This is a genomic window from Niallia sp. FSL W8-1348 (assembly GCF_038006745.1).
GTDB classification, from domain to species: Bacteria; Bacillota; Bacilli; order Bacillales; family Cytobacillaceae; genus Niallia; species Niallia alba.
In genome coordinates this window covers 3,458,558-3,475,082 of sequence record NZ_JBBOVV010000001.1, presented here as the reverse complement: position 1 = coordinate 3,475,082, position 16,525 = coordinate 3,458,558, and the positions used below count along the sequence as shown (strand labels likewise).

Here is a 16,525-nt window from a genome sequence, read left to right as displayed (position 1 = left end):
GACGAGGCCCTCTGGTAGGTGAGCAACTTTAATAAGTCGACTCATCTGCTCTCCCCATCTCTTTATTCAATATTAAGTTGTAGCAATCTTCTCTGCTTCTTCGATACTTTTTTTCATTCTTTGCCGATCTCTTTCTAAAATTGGCTTTAAATACTTACCAGTATAGGAGCCTTCTAAATTGGCAATGTCTTCAGGTGTTCCGGATCCTAAGATTGTACCACCTTTATCGCCACCTTCTGGTCCTAAATCGATAATATAATCTGTCGTCTTTATAACATCAAGATTATGCTCAATGACAAGGACGGTATCGCCATTCTCTACCAATCGTTGCAGGACAGTCAGCAATCTTGAAATATCATCAACATGCAAGCCCGTAGTCGGCTCATCAAGAATGTAAAAAGACTTACCAGTAGAACGTCGATGTAATTCTGAAGCTAATTTTACCCTTTGAGCTTCTCCACCTGATAAAGTAGTGGCTGGCTGTCCTAGCTTAATATATCCTAAACCAACATCTACAATTGTTTGGAGTTTACGATGAATCTTCGGTATGTTTTCAAAGAAAGCTACACCATCTTCCACTGTCATTTCCAATACGTCAGAAATATTTTTTCCTTTATACTTCACTTCTAATGTTTCGCGATTATATCGCTTTCCATGACAGACTTCACACGGAACATAAACATCTGGTAGGAAATGCATTTCAATTTTTATAATTCCATCACCACGGCAAGCTTCACATCTTCCGCCTTTGACATTAAAACTAAAACGACCTTTTTTATACCCTCGTACTTTTGCTTCATTAGTTGTTGCAAAAACATCTCTAATATCATCAAACACTCCAGTATAAGTGGCAGGATTCGACCTTGGAGTTCGTCCAATTGGTGACTGATCAATATCAATGACTTTTTCCAATTGTTCGATCCCCTTAATTTCTTTATGCGCACCCGGCTTCGCTTTTGCACGATTAAGCTTTTGGGCTAAGCTTTTATGGAGAATTTCATTAATCAATGTACTTTTCCCTGAACCAGAAACACCTGTAACAGAAACAAACATTCCTAGTGGGATTTTTACACTTACATTTTTTAAATTATTTTCTTTTGCACCAGTGATTTCAATAAATCTGCCATCACTTTTCTTTCTTTCTAACGGAAGTGGAATGAACTTTTTCCCTGATAAATATTGACCTGTTATCGATTCTGAATCATTCATTACTTCCTCAGGAGTTCCGACTGAAATAATTTCTCCTCCATGGACACCAGCACCAGGTCCTACATCAATTAAGTAGTCTGCAGCCATCATCGTATCTTCATCATGCTCTACAACAATCAATGTATTTCCTATGTCGCGCATTTGTCTTAATGTATCAATTAATTTATCATTATCTCTTTGATGAAGACCGATGGAAGGCTCATCTAGAATATAGAGCACACCAGTGAGTCTTGAGCCAATTTGTGTCGCCAAACGAATCCTCTGTGCTTCACCACCGGATAAGGTACCTGCAGCTCTACTTAATGTTAGGTAATCCAGCCCAACATTTATTAAAAATCCAACTCGCTCTTTTATTTCTCTAAGAATCAAATTAGCAATTTGTTTTTCCTTGTCTGTTAGATCAACCTGCTCCATAAATTGATAGCATTCCACAACTGATTTTTCCGTAATTTTCCCAATATGCTGTCCATTAATTAATACAGCTAAGGCTTCTTTTTTTAAACGATATCCTTTACATGTACGACAAGGCTGTTCTGCCATATATTTTTGCATTTGTTCTCGAATATAGTCAGAACTTGTCTCCTTGTATCTTCTTTCGACATTTCGAATAACGCCCTCAAATTGAATATCATTTTCTCTCACTTGACCAAAATCATTTTCGTAACGGAAATGAATATATTCTTTTCCAGATCCATAAAGAATTTTGTCCATTAGGTTTTTAGGAATATCCTTAACTGGTATATTCATGTCAATACCATAATGATTACATATACTTTCAAGAAGCTGTGGATAGTATTGAGAACTAATGGATTCCCATGGAGCTATTGCATTTTCTTTTAAAGTTAAATTCCAATCAGGAATAATCAAGTCCACATCAACAACTAATTTATTTCCAAGTCCATCACAATCTGGACACGCTCCAAATGGGCTATTAAAGGAAAAAAGTCTAGGTTCTAATTCGCCAATCGAGAAACCGCAAATTGGACAAGCATGATGCTCGCTAAATAATAATTCCTCCTGTCCAATAACGTCAATAATAACTTTGCCATTTCCGAATTGTAATGCTGATTCTAATGAATCTGCTAAACGAGCTGTAATTCCCTCTTTTACAACTAGACGATCAATAACTACTTCAATATTATGTTTCTTGTTTTTCTCTAAAGAAATATCATCGCCAATTTCATGCATTTCTCCATCAATACGTAATCGAACATATCCTTGCTTTTTCACATCTTCAAGCACTTTCCCATGAGTCCCTTTGCGCCCTGATACTACAGGTGCTAAAACTTGAAGTCTCGTTCTTTCAGGATATTCTAGGATTCGGTCAACCATCTGCTCAATTGTCTGTGAGGAAATTTCAATTCCATGCTCTGGGCAAGTTGGTCTCCCAACCCTTGCGTATAATAACCTTAAGTAATCATAAATTTCCGTTACTGTCCCAACAGTAGAACGTGGATTTCGACTTGTTGTTTTCTGATCAATGGAAATAGCCGGTGATAATCCTTCAATCGAATCAACATCTGGCTTATCCATTTGCCCTAAAAACTGACGAGCATAAGCAGATAAAGATTCTACATATCTTCGTTGTCCTTCCGCATATATGGTATCAAAAGCGAGGGAAGATTTCCCAGAACCAGATAAACCGGTTATGACTACTAATTGATCTCTTGGGATAGTTATATCAATATTTTTTAAATTGTTTGCTCTTGCACCTTTTACAATAAGTTTATCTTTTGCCATTGCTTCTCTCACCCCTCAGCCTTTAATTCAAGCAATAGATCGCGAAGCTCTGCTGCTCTTTCGAAATTCAAAGCTTTGGCTGCTTCTTTCATTTCTGACTCCATTTGTGCGATCATTGCCTCTTTTTCTTTTTTCGTCAATTTATCAAGTTTAGTAGATGCCGCATATTCTTCTGGCTCTTCTGCTGCCTGTGTTGCACGGATTGAATCTCTAATGCCTTTTTGAATCGTTTGCGGAATTATTCCATGTTCTTCATTATATTTCTCTTGAATTTCTCTACGTCTTTTCGTTTCACTTATGGCAACTTCCATGGAATGAGTCATCTTATCTGCATACATGACGACATGACCATTAGCATTTCTTGCTGCTCGCCCGATTGTTTGAATTAACGATCTCTCCGAACGAAGGAAACCTTCTTTATCAGCATCTAAAATTGTGACTAATGATACCTCTGGAATGTCCAGTCCTTCCCTTAATAAGTTAATTCCTACTAGTACATCATATTTTCCAAGACGTAATTCCCGAATAATTTCAATCCGTTCTAACGTTTTTACTTCGGAATGCAAATACTGTACTTTAATTCCTATATCTTTCAGATAATCAGTTAAGTCCTCTGACATTTTTTTCGTAAGTGTTGTTACCAATACCCGTTCATTTCGTTTAATTCTTTCATGAATCTCAGCAATTAGATCATCAATTTGTCCTTCAATCGGCCGAACGTCAATCGTCGGATCAAGTAATCCAGTCGGACGAATTATTTGTTCAATCATAACTGGAGTATGCTCAATTTCATATGGGCCAGGTGTTGCAGATACACAAATCATTTGATTAATATGCTTCTCGAATTCTCCAAAGGTCAACGGACGGTTATCAAGGGCTGATGGTAAGCGAAAACCATGATCTACCAACACATTTTTCCGTGCTTGGTCACCATTATACATTCCTCTAATCTGCGGTAATGTAACATGAGATTCGTCGATAACAAGAAGAAAGTCTTTTGGAAAATAATCCAACAAAGTATAAGGAGTAGATCCAGGAGGTCTTAATGTTAAATGTCTTGAATAGTTTTCTATTCCAGAACAGAATCCCATCTCTCTCATCATTTCTAAATCATAACGTGAGCGTTGTTCTAGCCGTTGAGCTTCTAATAATTTATTATCTGCTCTTAATTTTTCTAATTGTTCCTCTAATTCCTTTTCAATGTTCTCAATCGCTATTTTCATTTTTTCTTCTCTTGTTACGAAGTGAGAAGCAGGAAAAATAGCAATATGGTTTCGTTCCCCTAATATCTCTCCTGTTAATGCATCTACTTCGCGAATCCGGTCAATTTCATCTCCAAAAAACTCTACTCTGATACAATGTTCGTCACGAGATGCCGGGAAAATTTCCACTACATCCCCGCGAACACGAAATGTTCCCCGTTTAAAATCAATATCATTTCGATCATATTGGATATCAACTAATTTACGCAGCAATTGATTTCTTTCTAATTCCATCCCCGATCTTAACGATACAACCATTTCTCGATACTCTTCTGGAGAACCTAATCCATAAATACAAGAAACGCTGGCAATAATGATGACGTCATCTCTTTCAAATAAAGAGGATGTTGCTGAATGACGAAGTTTATCGATTTCATCATTGATGCTTGCGTCCTTTTCGATAAATGTATCTGTTTGTGGGACATATGCTTCTGGTTGGTAATAATCATAGTAGCTAACAAAATACTCTACTGCATTATTAGGAAAAAATTCCTTAAACTCACTATATAATTGACCAGCTAATGTTTTATTGTGAGCAATGATTAACGTTGGCTTTTTTACTTCTTTAATCACATTGCTTACTGTAAAGGTTTTACCAGTACCAGTTGCCCCTAGCAACGTCTGAATTTTGTCACCTGCTCGAATACCTGATACTAGTTTTTCTATCGCTCCTGGCTGATCACCTTGAGGAGTATACTTTGAAACTAACTCAAAATCATGACTCACTAAACCATCCTCCGATCTGTATACTTTCTATTCCCGTTCGTACATTTCTTTGACACTCTATGATAAAGATTTATTTATGGTCCTTTAAATGTAAAACCACATTCGTTTAACAGTCTCCACTCTATCCATTTAAGCTATGTAATCAACATATCACCATTCTACCACAAACCATCCTTTTCAAACCACAAAAAAGAGAACAAACATTCGATTTATTTTATCACGCTTTTCATCTGTATTAAAAAGCAAAATTCCATAAAAAAATGACTAACGAAAATACCTATCATCTTTATCGACGTAAATTCGTTTAGTCATTCTCCTTCTCTATTCTTTTTTCTTTTTTTCAACTTAAACTCAAGCATCTTTATTTGCTAACCGATCTTTCCATTTCCTACTAATCATATAGCCAACCGTCATGGAAAAAGCATCGACGACAATGAGCAAAAATGTATCAGTATATCCTCTATAAACGGAAGCAGCAATTAAGGCGACGGTTAAAACTAAGCCGATAATTGGATAATAAGTCGCTCTTGAAAATAGGATTACTAATAAACACGGAAAAAATAGGGCAGCTAGATATTTTCCCATCTACATACACCTCTATTTACACATATTTCACTTCATTGACCGTTAGACCGAACTTCCCAAGCGCACTGGCTAAATTATTAAAAATTGGAATATGACTGAAATCAACGCCTAATTGAATAGCTGTTTGTGCGACTTCAGGTCTTAACCCAGAAAGATATCCTTTTACGCCAATTAATCGCAAAGCATGAATAACTTGAAATATTTGATGGGCAACCATTGTATCGATTAGTGGTACACCTGATAAATCAATGAATAAATGATTAAATCGTTTTTCATTACATTCTTTCAATGTATTTTCCATAATTAATTGCGCTCTCTTTGTATCAATATCGCCAATTAGTGGCAACACACCAATCCCCTTTGTAATCGGTATAACCGGACTACTTAATTCATAAATGGTTTCTTGTTGTGCAGTTAATTGCTGGAATTTGTATTCATCGTAAGAGCCAATAAATATATTTACAAATAAATCAAAAGCATAATGGATGAGACGTATCCATTCAAACAAGGTAGTTATTGTTAAATGAGCAGTAGATTCCTCTGAAAACTTCTCCACATAAGATATAAGAATTCCTTTAACCGTGTTAAGCTGTTCAATTGATTCCAAAATAGGAACTAAATCTTTCGCACGTTTTTCTGCAACTTTAACAGCCCATTTAGAAATATTTGCTGAATATACAGCTTCATCCTCAATAAAAACCTTAATCACATTTTCCAAAAGAATTTGGTGGGCTGTAATTAGTTCTTCTGTATTCTCTGCTGATTTATTGATTGAATAAAAGTTAGATGGGTTATTTTCTATTTTGTTTAACCATTCCTTGCGCATATCTACAAGATGATCATTTAAAAAGGTATATAGGCTTTGCATACATGGTTCCAACTATTTCTCCTCCTAATTCAAGAAACAATGCTTCATTGCATTTTATAATATCAAATTCTCATAGAAAAAATCGATATATTCACCACTATATTTAGTCGTTCTTACTTTTTTGAATTGCATTCTTCGCATTTGTAAATAAAGTGAAACTTCCATCAGTGGAGTTTTTCCTTCCTCCCCACTAATGGTTAGTTGAACCAATCGGACCTTTACGGACAGTTGATCTCCCTCCTATCTTCCTCGTATTCTCAGAAGCTTGAGGGGGGAGTCTTACTGTCCGTTAAGAGTGGGATAAAGTGAAACTTCTATCAGTCGGGGGTTTTCCTTTCTCCCCCACTGATGGTTAGTTGAACCAATCGGACCTTTACGGACAGTTGATCTCCCTCCTATCTTCCTCGTATTCTCAGAAGCTTAAGGGGGGAGTCTTACTGTCCGTTAAGAGTGGGATAAAGTGAAACTTCTATCAGTGGGGGGTTTTCCTTCCTCCCCCACTGATGGTTAGTTGAACCAATCGGACCTTTACGGACAGTTGATCTCCCTCCTATCTTCCTCGTATTCTCAGAAGCTTAAGGGGGGAGTCTTACTGTCCGTTAAGAGTGGGATAAAGTGAAACTTCTATCAGTGGGGGGTTTTCCTTCCTCCCCCACTGATGGTTAGTTGAACCAATCGGACCTTTACGGACAGTTGATCTCCCTCCTATCTTCCTCGTATTCTCAGAAGCTTAAGGGGGGAGTCTTACTGTCCGTTAAGAGTGGGATAAAGTGAAACTTCTATCAGTGGGGGGTTTTCCTTCCTCCCCCACTGATGGTTAGTTGAACCAATCGGACCTTTACGGACAGTTGATCTCCCTCCTATCTTCCTCGTATTCTCAGAAGCTTAAGGGGGGAGTCTTACTGTCCGTTAAGAGTGGGATAAATATATACTATTATATAGTTGTCGCCATAGTGAAACAAGCAAGAAGCCTTTTCTTCGTAAGAGAGAAAAGGAACAACTTAGACATTTTTTAATAGACTCGTTGCAATCACTTGAAAGATTGGTTTCACAGATGATGCTCTTTTCTTCGCATTTTCTAATAAAAAGATGATCTCATCAATTTCTTCTGGGCTTAGTTTTTCTATAATCCAATCTTCTAACTCCTGATTTTTAATTTCGATATTTTGATTAGGTATTTTTATCGTGTGATATTTCATTAATTCATTATGAATAAGATTTATATGGTATTGATATTTCTTTTCCTTATGTATAAGCAACGATTTCGATAGATTTTTATTCATGTGTATTCTCCTCTCTAAAAACGTCTTATATCTTCTAATCTGGTCAATTCCTTCTATATTTTCTGGTCAATATATAGCTATTATAATAGGAAAACAATGTCAAAGGCCTTATTCCCTAGTAACTTCTACTAAAATAGGCAAAAAGAATTATTCCAACTAGTTAAAAAGTCTGTTTTATCCAAGATGGAGGTAAGGTAATATTTACTAATAAGGGGATGCGACGTAGCAATATGACCATTATATAAAGGAGACAAATGATATGGAAAAAGGAACGGAAGATATTATTGGGTATCGTATAAAAAAAGATGTTTATTCTAACTCCATTGAAGGTTTATTTCTACTAAAAAAGGGTGCAACTCTTACAAAGAAACATGTAGAATTGCTCACGAAGCATCAAGTAAATCCATTTGATGTAATTAGCTCTACAGAAGAAACCTCACCTGTCTCCGTAAGTGATACATTTACTAGTTTATTAGATGAAGTGAAACAAACCTTCCATCATATACTAGAACAGGATGATAGCAAGGTTGAAAATCTTCTACATACTTATGAAAAAATAATAGATTTTTCCCTGCAAGAATTAAATATTTTAGAAATTATTCATCAAGAAACTTCGCCAAAAGACTATATTTATCAACATAGTATTAACGTTGGTGTTATTTCAGCGATTATCGGAAAAATACTAGGCTTATCTAGAAAACAATGTCACTTACTTAGTCAAATGGGGTTATTTCACGACATCGGCATGCTAAAAATCGATTCATCTATTATAGAAGCACAGAATCGCTTGACCCAAAAAGAATATAAGGAAATCCAAAAACACACGATATATGGAAAAAGTATGTTATTTCAAATTGCTCAATTGGATATTTTAATATCAAGAACTGCTCTATTACATCATGAAAAAATAAATGGCAAAGGCTATCCATCTCAACGAACGGAAAAGGAGATTCCTTTCCTAATTCAAATCGTTTCCGTAGCAGACAGCTTTAATAGCATGTGCTCTGCTTATACCTATAAAGAAAAGAAATCTCACTTTGAAGCCATCTATGAATTAGTGAATGAATCATATGGGAATGCTTTAAATCCTGCTATTGTTATACCTTTCACCAATTTTATTATGCGGAAACAACTTTTTAAAAAGGTCACCTTATCCAATAATGAAATAGCAGAAATCATTTTTATCCATCAAAATGAACCACATTTACCATTAGTTCGTCAAAAGGATGCTTATATAGACTTACGTAGGGCGTCCTCTTTGAAAATTTCTGGATTAGCAAATTAATAATAATTATTCCACCAATAAAAATGGCCAAATCACGAATGATTTGGCCATTTTTACTGATTAAGATTTTTAAACCCCTTTATATGCTTTGCGATAAATATCTGCTAATTCTGTTACTAACGGTAATTTAGGGTTTGCTGTTGTACATTGATCTTCAAAGGCACGATCTGCTAAATAATCTACTTTTGCTTCGAATTCTTTTGCATCTACTCCTTGTGCTGCAATACTCATTGGGATATTTAACTCTTTTCCAAGTCTGATTACTGCTTTCACAAAGTTATCTACACCTTGTTCCACTGTATTAGCTGGCAATCCTAGAATTCTTGCAAGCTCTGCATAGCGTTCATCTGCTTTAAAGTATTCATATTTAGGGAACGCTGTGAACTTCTTCGGTTTCTCCGCATTGTAACGGATAACATGTGGCATTAAGATAGCATTTGAACGCCCATGGGCAATATGGAATTCTGCTCCTAATTTATGAGCTAAACTATGGTTAATTCCTAAGAAAGCATTTGCGAAAGCCATACCAGCTATTGTAGATGCATTATGCACTTTTTCACGAGCCTCTTCGTCATTACCATTACGATATGCTCTTGGTAAATATTCAAATATCAATTGAACTGCTTTCACAGCTAATGCATCTGTATAGTCATTGGCCATATTAGATACATATGCTTCCACCGCATGTGTTAATACGTCCATACCAGTATCTGCTGTAACTGCTGGTGGAACTGTCATAACAAATTGTGGATCGATGATTGCTACATCTGGTGTTAATTCATAATCTGCTAATGGATATTTAATATTTTGTTCTTTATCTGTAATTACTGCGAAAGATGTTACTTCAGATCCAGTACCAGAAGTAGTTGGAATTGCAACAAATTTAGCTTTTCCACCTAAAGAAGGATATTTATAAACCCTTTTACGGATATCTAAGAATTTTTGCTTTAATCCGAAGAACTCCTCATTTGGATGTTCGTAGAATAACCACATACCTTTTGCTGCATCCATTGGAGATCCACCACCAAGCGCAATAATGCAGTCTGGTTGGAATTTAGCCATCATTTCTGTTCCTCTAACAACTGTTTCAATAGATGGATCTGGCTCAACATCTGAAAATACTTCTACTTGCACTAGGTTTGAACGTTTTCTTAAGTTATAAAGTAATTTATCTACATATCCGAATTTAACCATGTATGGATCTGTTACGATAAATACTCTAGAGATATCCTTCATTTTTTGTAAATATTGTACAGAGTTTTTCTCAAAATAAATTTTTGATGGAACTTTAAACCATTGCATATTTACATTCCTTTTAGCTAGTTTTTTAACATTCAATAAATGAATGTCTGTTACGTTAGTAGATACAGAGTTTTTACCATAAGATCCGCAGCCAAGTGTTAAAGATGGCATGAAGGCATTGTAGATGTCACCAATTGCGCCTTGAGAAGATGGTGCATTGTTGATGATGCGGCATGCTTTCATTCTTAACGCAAAGCTTTCAACTACTTTTGGATCTTCAGAGTGAATAACAGCTGAGTGTCCTAATCCACCGAATTCTAGCATTTCTTCTGCGCGTTTGATTCCTTCTTCTGTTGATTCTACTTTATAGCATGCAAGTACTGGACTCAATTTTTCTCTTGATAGCGGGTAATTTGGTCCAACTGCTTCTAATTCTGCAAGAAGAATTTTTGTATCTTCTGGAACTTTTACTCCTGCTAAACCAGCGATATAATGAGCAGATTTACCAACGATATCTGGATTTACTGCACATGTATTTTCATTGATTACTAGTTTTTCTACTTTTGCTAGCTCTTCATTGTTTAAGAAGTAACAACTATTTCTTATCAATAGATTTTTGACTTCATCATATATTTCTTTATCGATGATTACAGCTTGTTCAGATGCGCAAATCATTCCATTATCAAATGTCTTAGAAAGAATTAAATCATTCACTGCTCTTTTTACTTTTGCTGTTTTTTCGATATAACAAGGTACGTTACCAGCTCCAACACCAAGTGCAGGTTTTCCACAACTATATGCAGATTTAACCATTCCTGGTCCACCAGTTGCAAGAATTAAAGCAATGTCATTATGGTTCATTAACGCTTTTGTTGTTTCAATAGAAGGTTTTTCTACCCATTGAATACAGTTTTCTGGTGCCCCTGCTTTCACAGCTGCATCTCTTAAGATTCTTGCTGCTTCACTGCTACATTTCTGTGCGGATGGATGGAAAGCAAAAATAATTGGATTACGTGTTTTTATAGCAATAATTGCTTTAAACATAGTAGTAGATGTTGGGTTTGTAACAGGTGTTACCCCTGCAATTACACCGACTGGGTCAGCAATTTCCACAATTCCTGTTTGTTGGTCTTCATTTATTACGCCAACGGTACGATCGTACTTAATATTATGGTAGATATATTCAGTCGAGAATATATTCTTTGTAATTTTATCTTCGTAAATGCCTCTTCCCGTTTCTTCAACAGCAAGTTTAGCTAGATACATATGTTTATCTAAACCGGCAAGAGCCATTGCTTTTACAACTTCATCTACTTGCTCTTGATCTAAGGACATAAACTCATTTAGAGCTTTTTTCCCTTTCGCCGCCATTTCATCAATAACTGCTTGCACATCTACTTGCTCATTTTTCGCTTTTACTTCTTTTTCAACAACTGACATCGTAGATCCCTCCAATATAGAGAATAATTATAATGTGAAATTATTCACAAATTACTTTAAAGAAAAAACCACTTTATCCAAGTAGTCTATTTGTGAATATTTTCACAAATAATTCTTTAAAGAAAAACTACTAATATAGTAGTTAACTTTGCCTACTAACTTCCTACAATCTTGTTGCATCTTTTCGTAGTTTCTTGTTGTTTTTCTTTACAAACTAATCATATAACGACTTGCTGAAACCTTCAAGCCTATTCATAAAATTTTGTGCATTTTTTCACAATGTTGTTCACATTTTATACAAATTTGAAAAATCCCCTTATTTTTTCTATAATATAAAATGTGATAAAATCAACAATGAAAGGGTTTACAATGTGAATAAAAAAATAGATAGAACAAGTGCTAATCATGATACCTATCAATTTATTATCCGTGTCTCCTATCAGCTGTTTATGGAATTAGGATATCGAAAAGTTAGTACAAGAATGATTGCAGAACATTGTGGGATAACACAGCCAGCCTTATATCACCATTTTAAGAATAAGCAAGACATTTATAAAGCAGTAATTAATACCTCTATTCAACAAACAGAACACGCTCTATTAAAAATTACGGAAGAATTTCAAAATCTAGAAGAATGTATCTATCAAATCGCTATTTACTTTTTAGAAAATTATCAAGAAGATTTAATGCAAATGTTCCACGACTTACAACATGAAATGCCAAATGATATACAAACGCAATTAAGAATTCGCTGGCAAGAGGGATTTTTAAAACCCATTATTCAAGTGTTTGATCTAGAAGAAAAGAGCAATGACAGTATTTCCTTTCAAACCATAGAGAGTAATAGCGAGGAAATTGCGTTAATGTTTCTTCAATACATTCAAACAGCCATGCAACCTGCTTATATGAAACAACTTTCCACTGAACAACAAAAAAAGGAAATTAAGCGGAAAGCAAAGTTAATCGTTCACCTATTTTTATTTGGACTAGTAAATAGGTAATGTTCTTTCAAAAAACACTTCATTTATTGCAAAAATAAATATATACTCAACTTATCAATTGATAAGTTTTTTTAGAACCTGCTTATCGATTGATAAGTTACGCTTTTAAGGAGTGGAAAAATGAAACATTATATTTATCGTTATTTTGCCGCGGTAACTAGTAAAACGGGAAAGTGGATCACATTAATCTCTTGGCTTCTCCTTGTCGGGATATTAAGCATGCTCCTACCTCAAGCTAGTTCCCAAAAAAATGATTTGGCTGGAAATATTCCAACTACCGCTTTATCACAGCAGGCTGAAGAAAAAATGAAAGAGGAATTTTCTAATGAACAAGGAACTCCTGCGTTAATTGCATGGTTTCGATCAACCGGCTTATCCGATCAAGATTTAGAACAAATTCAGAAACTTACCAACCAATTAACAGAGGACCCACTTATTCATCAGGAAACGATTATTCCTTATCATCAACTACCTTTAGAGGCAATAAAAAAACAAATTTCCGAAGATGGAACAACTATAGTTCTCCCTATATTATTTGAGAACAACTTAGCAACAACTGAACTAAAAGTAAGTATGAAAGAACTAGAAACTGTTGCAAACGACATATTGGAGGATAATCCTTTTAATACTACATTAAAAGACGATACGAAATTACATGCGAGAACGACTGGTCCTGTCGGCATCTCTATTGATGCTACAGAGCTATTTAGCCAAGGTGACTTATCATTACTTATAGGCACTGTTATTATTGTATTAATTTGCTTGCTCATCATTTACCGTTCTCCAGTGTTAGCGTTAATTCCTTTAATTGGAGTTGGTATCGCCTATGGAGTAATCAGCCCTTTACTTGGCTTCTTTGGAGAGTTAGGATGGATTGAATTCGATTCTCAGAGCATTGCCATAATGACTGTATTACTTTTTGGAGCTGGTACAGACTATTGTTTATTCATAATTAGTCACTAGTGTTGCGTTAATTTAATTTAACTATTAAAAATACTTGAAATGTTCAATTTTATCATTTTATGCAAAGAAAAAGTCCTTTATAATGGATAAGTTAGGTGGTAACCCGTCCAAATCCACTAAAAAGGACTATCGCATGGACAAGATTACACGAAAAACTTCATTTGGACAATGGTTTTCACCAATAAATCTTCAATTATTTGAAGAAAACGTGAAAACGTTGAAATTAGATTTCTATACGAAAAAACTAACGACAGAGTCATTTCTAAAATTATTACTTTTTGCGCAGCTAGAAGAAGTCGAAAGTCTGCATGCGCTGAGCGATTGTCTTTTCGATGATCAACTGCAAAAGGGCATTGATCTTGATTCTATCAGTATTTCCCAACTCTCACGCCGTTTAAATGGCATGAATCCAGACTTATTCCAAAAGCTTTTCCTTGATTTAGTTTCACAAATTCATGCCAAAACGCACAACACGAAACTTGTGATGCCATTAAAAATCATTGATTCAAGCACATTGCCTCTCAATTTGACTAATCATAAATGGGCAAAATTCCGCAAAACAAAAGCGGGTGTTAAATTGCACTTACGCCTTGTGTTTATGGAAAAAGGTATATCCTATCCCGAAAAGGCCATTATGACAACGGCCAAAGAACATGACCGCGGTCAGCTTGAAGTAATGGTTGATGACAAGGAATGTATGTATGTGTTTGACCGTGGTTACTTAGACTACGAACGCTTTGATCGGATGACAGATGACGGCTACTTTTTCCTTTCTAGGCTGCGAAAAAACGCAGTCATACGGGAGGTTTACGATTTTAAACTACCCGAGAATACATCTGTTTTGTCGGATCAAATGGTGTTGATTGGTACGACGCAAAACCGTGCCGAAAATTACTTTCGTCTTCTAAAAGTGATTGATTCAAAAGGAAATGAGCTTCATTTAATCACAAATCGTTTTGATTTAAGTGCTGAAGAAATCTCAAAGATGTATAAATCACGCTGGGCGATTGAGTTATTTTTCAAATGGATTAAACAACATCTCCATATCAAAAAGTTTTACGGCCAAAGCGAATGGGCAATTCAGAATCAAGTGTTTATCGCACTTATTGTTTTTTGCCTGCATGTTCTCGCACAAATCGAGACAAAAAGTAAACGAAAAACCCTACAAATTAGCCGATATTTACGGGCAGCTTTGTGGAAACCAGCACATATTTGGCTTCGAAAGATTGAAGGAAAAACCATTCCTTAATAAACAAATTGTCGTCGTCTCTTAAGTCTAATTGTAAAAAAATTTCCAAATGGATGGATCCACCTTTAGTTGGGTATTTACTTTTTTGGCTCTTAACAGGGGACATATTTAAACTGAATATTCTAACAACATTTATGCAACACTAGTGATAATTAGTAGATATCGAACTTTATTAACAAAAGAATCTATAAAAGAAATTGCGATGCAAAAAGCACTGGAACGTTCCGGCGGAGCAGTAGCAATGAGTGGCTTAACAGTAGTGTTTTCCCTCCTTGTATTATTATTAGCTCAGTATGGCGCTGTCCATCGATTTGCTATCCCATTTAGCTTATCTATCCTTATTATGATGATTGCGAGTCTGAGTCTAGTACCTGCTATTCTATCTATTATCGGAAGATTGTCTTTTTATCCATTCGTTCCTAAAACAGAGGAATTATTATTAAAAAAAGGTGCAAATAAATTACCTAATCAAAGAAAATCACTTGGAAACGCGATTGGTACTATGGTAACAAAACATCCATGGAAAGTGACGATTCTAACGACAATATTGCTTGGTTTTTTTGCTCTATTTTCCCTTAAAACAGAGTATACGTATGACTTATTGTCCTCTTTCCCTGATGATATGCCTTCTAGAGAAGGATTTGCTTTAATTGAAGATCACTTTAATGCGGGAGAACTCGCTCCAGTCTCTGTTATGATTAATACAGAAGGAAAAGATGTAAAAGTGGAGGAATCCTTAAAAGAATTGGATTTTATCGCCACCGTATCAGAGGCTGAAATAGGTAAAAGCAACCCTGAATTAGTAAAGTATTCCTTGGAACTCCAAAACAATCCTTATTCGAATGAAGCGATGGATAAACTACCAACTATTCGTGAAACATTGGAACAGAAACTTCAAGATAGTGGCATTAAAAATCCAAAGGATAAAATTTGGCTTTCTGGAATTACTGCAGAACAATATGATACAAGAGAAGTAACAAACGAAGATGCCCAACTAATTATTCCGGTTATTTTAGTTATGATTGCCATCCTTTTACTTATTTATCTACGCTCCATTACGGCAGCCATCTATTTAATCGCATCTGTTCTTCTTTCCTACTTTAGTGCGTTAGGTCTAGGATGGATTATTCTCCATTATGGTTTTGGCGTAGAAGCAATTCAAGGGTTAATTCCGTTGTACTCCTTCGTATTTATCGTGGCATTAGGAGAAGATTATAATATTTTTATGATTTCAAGTATATGGAAGAAAAGCAAAGAGATGCCGCTCTTACAAGCAGTGAAAGAAGGCGTTGCAGAATCAGGTGGCGTTATTACTTCTGCTGGAGTTATTTTAGCTGCTACCTTTATGGTATTGACTACTTTACCTATGCAAGTACTTGTCCACTTTGGAACGATAACGGCTATTGGAATTGTTTTAGATACTTTTATTGTAAGACCTTTTTTAGTACCAGGAATTACTTCCCTATTAGGAAATGCTGTCTTTTGGCCAAGCAAGAAAATTCATGTAAAAGAAAACGAATAATTTATCCCACTCTTACTGTCCGTACAGGTCCGATTGGTTCAACTAACCATCAGTGGGGGAGCAAGGAAAACCCCCACTGATAGAAGTTTCACTTTATTCAATCCTCCAAGCTTATTTTAAGAGAAGCCTTGGAGGAATTTTTATCTTCAA

At 35.5% G+C, this 16,525-nt stretch carries 11 protein-coding genes; 5 read left to right on the top strand and 6 right to left on the bottom strand.

Annotated features, from left to right (window positions below; genetic code table 11):
• Positions 1–72: 72 nt before the first annotated feature.
• The 5 genes from uvrA to NST60_RS16335 all read right to left on the bottom strand — a co-directional run bounded on the left by uvrA (position 73) and on the right by NST60_RS16335 (position 7,673).
• Positions 73–2,949 carry an excinuclease ABC subunit UvrA gene (gene uvrA, locus NST60_RS16355; RefSeq protein WP_212117437.1) on the bottom strand — a complete coding sequence of 959 codons (2,877 nt, stop codon included), beginning with the start codon at positions 2,947–2,949 and terminating at the stop codon, positions 73–75.
• 8 nt (positions 2,950–2,957) lie between these two features.
• Positions 2,958–4,937, bottom strand: a complete 1,980-nt coding sequence (gene uvrB / locus NST60_RS16350; RefSeq protein WP_169189082.1) for an excinuclease ABC subunit UvrB — start codon at positions 4,935–4,937, stop codon at positions 2,958–2,960.
• 351 nt (positions 4,938–5,288) lie between these two features.
• The gene (locus tag NST60_RS16345) at positions 5,289–5,522 is read right to left on the bottom strand and encodes a CsbA family protein (protein WP_016203893.1); all 234 of its coding nucleotides are present in this window, start codon (positions 5,520–5,522) and stop codon (positions 5,289–5,291) included.
• A gap of 16 nt (positions 5,523–5,538) precedes the next feature.
• Complete coding sequence (locus tag NST60_RS16340) at positions 5,539–6,402, bottom strand: STAS domain-containing protein (protein ID WP_101729282.1); 864 nt, start codon at positions 6,400–6,402, stop codon at positions 5,539–5,541.
• 989 nt (positions 6,403–7,391) lie between these two features.
• Positions 7,392–7,673, bottom strand: coding sequence for a hypothetical protein (locus NST60_RS16335; RefSeq protein WP_016203385.1), 282 nt, complete (start codon positions 7,671–7,673; stop codon positions 7,392–7,394).
• Between the two features lie 259 nt (positions 7,674–7,932).
• On the opposite strand from NST60_RS16335, the gene NST60_RS16330 reads away from it, so the two are divergent.
• On the top strand, positions 7,933–8,958 hold the full coding sequence (locus NST60_RS16330; RefSeq protein WP_016203386.1) for an HD-GYP domain-containing protein: 1,026 nt from the start codon (positions 7,933–7,935) through the stop codon (positions 8,956–8,958).
• 69 nt (positions 8,959–9,027) lie between these two features.
• Here NST60_RS16330 and adhE read toward each other — a convergent pair whose 3' ends face one another.
• Entirely contained in the window at positions 9,028–11,640 is a 2,613-nt protein-coding gene (gene adhE, locus NST60_RS16325; RefSeq protein ID WP_016203387.1) for a bifunctional acetaldehyde-CoA/alcohol dehydrogenase, read from the bottom strand.
• Positions 11,641–12,011: 371 nt separating this feature from the next.
• Here adhE and NST60_RS16320 point away from each other — a divergent pair, with 371 nt between their 5' ends.
• The 4 genes from NST60_RS16320 to NST60_RS16305 all read left to right on the top strand — a co-directional run bounded on the left by NST60_RS16320 (position 12,012) and on the right by NST60_RS16305 (position 16,375).
• Entirely contained in the window at positions 12,012–12,641 is a 630-nt protein-coding gene (locus NST60_RS16320; RefSeq protein ID WP_101729285.1) for a TetR/AcrR family transcriptional regulator, read from the top strand.
• Positions 12,642–12,761: 120 nt separating this feature from the next.
• Positions 12,762–13,604, top strand: a complete 843-nt coding sequence (locus NST60_RS16315; protein ID WP_341099457.1) for an MMPL family transporter — start codon at positions 12,762–12,764, stop codon at positions 13,602–13,604.
• 133 nt (positions 13,605–13,737) lie between these two features.
• On the top strand, positions 13,738–14,853 hold the full coding sequence (locus tag NST60_RS16310; protein ID WP_100525938.1) for an IS4 family transposase: 1,116 nt from the start codon (positions 13,738–13,740) through the stop codon (positions 14,851–14,853).
• Between the two features lie 145 nt (positions 14,854–14,998).
• Positions 14,999–16,375, top strand: a complete 1,377-nt coding sequence (locus tag NST60_RS16305) for an MMPL family transporter (protein WP_341099455.1) — start codon at positions 14,999–15,001, stop codon at positions 16,373–16,375.
• Positions 16,376–16,525 lie beyond the last annotated feature (150 nt).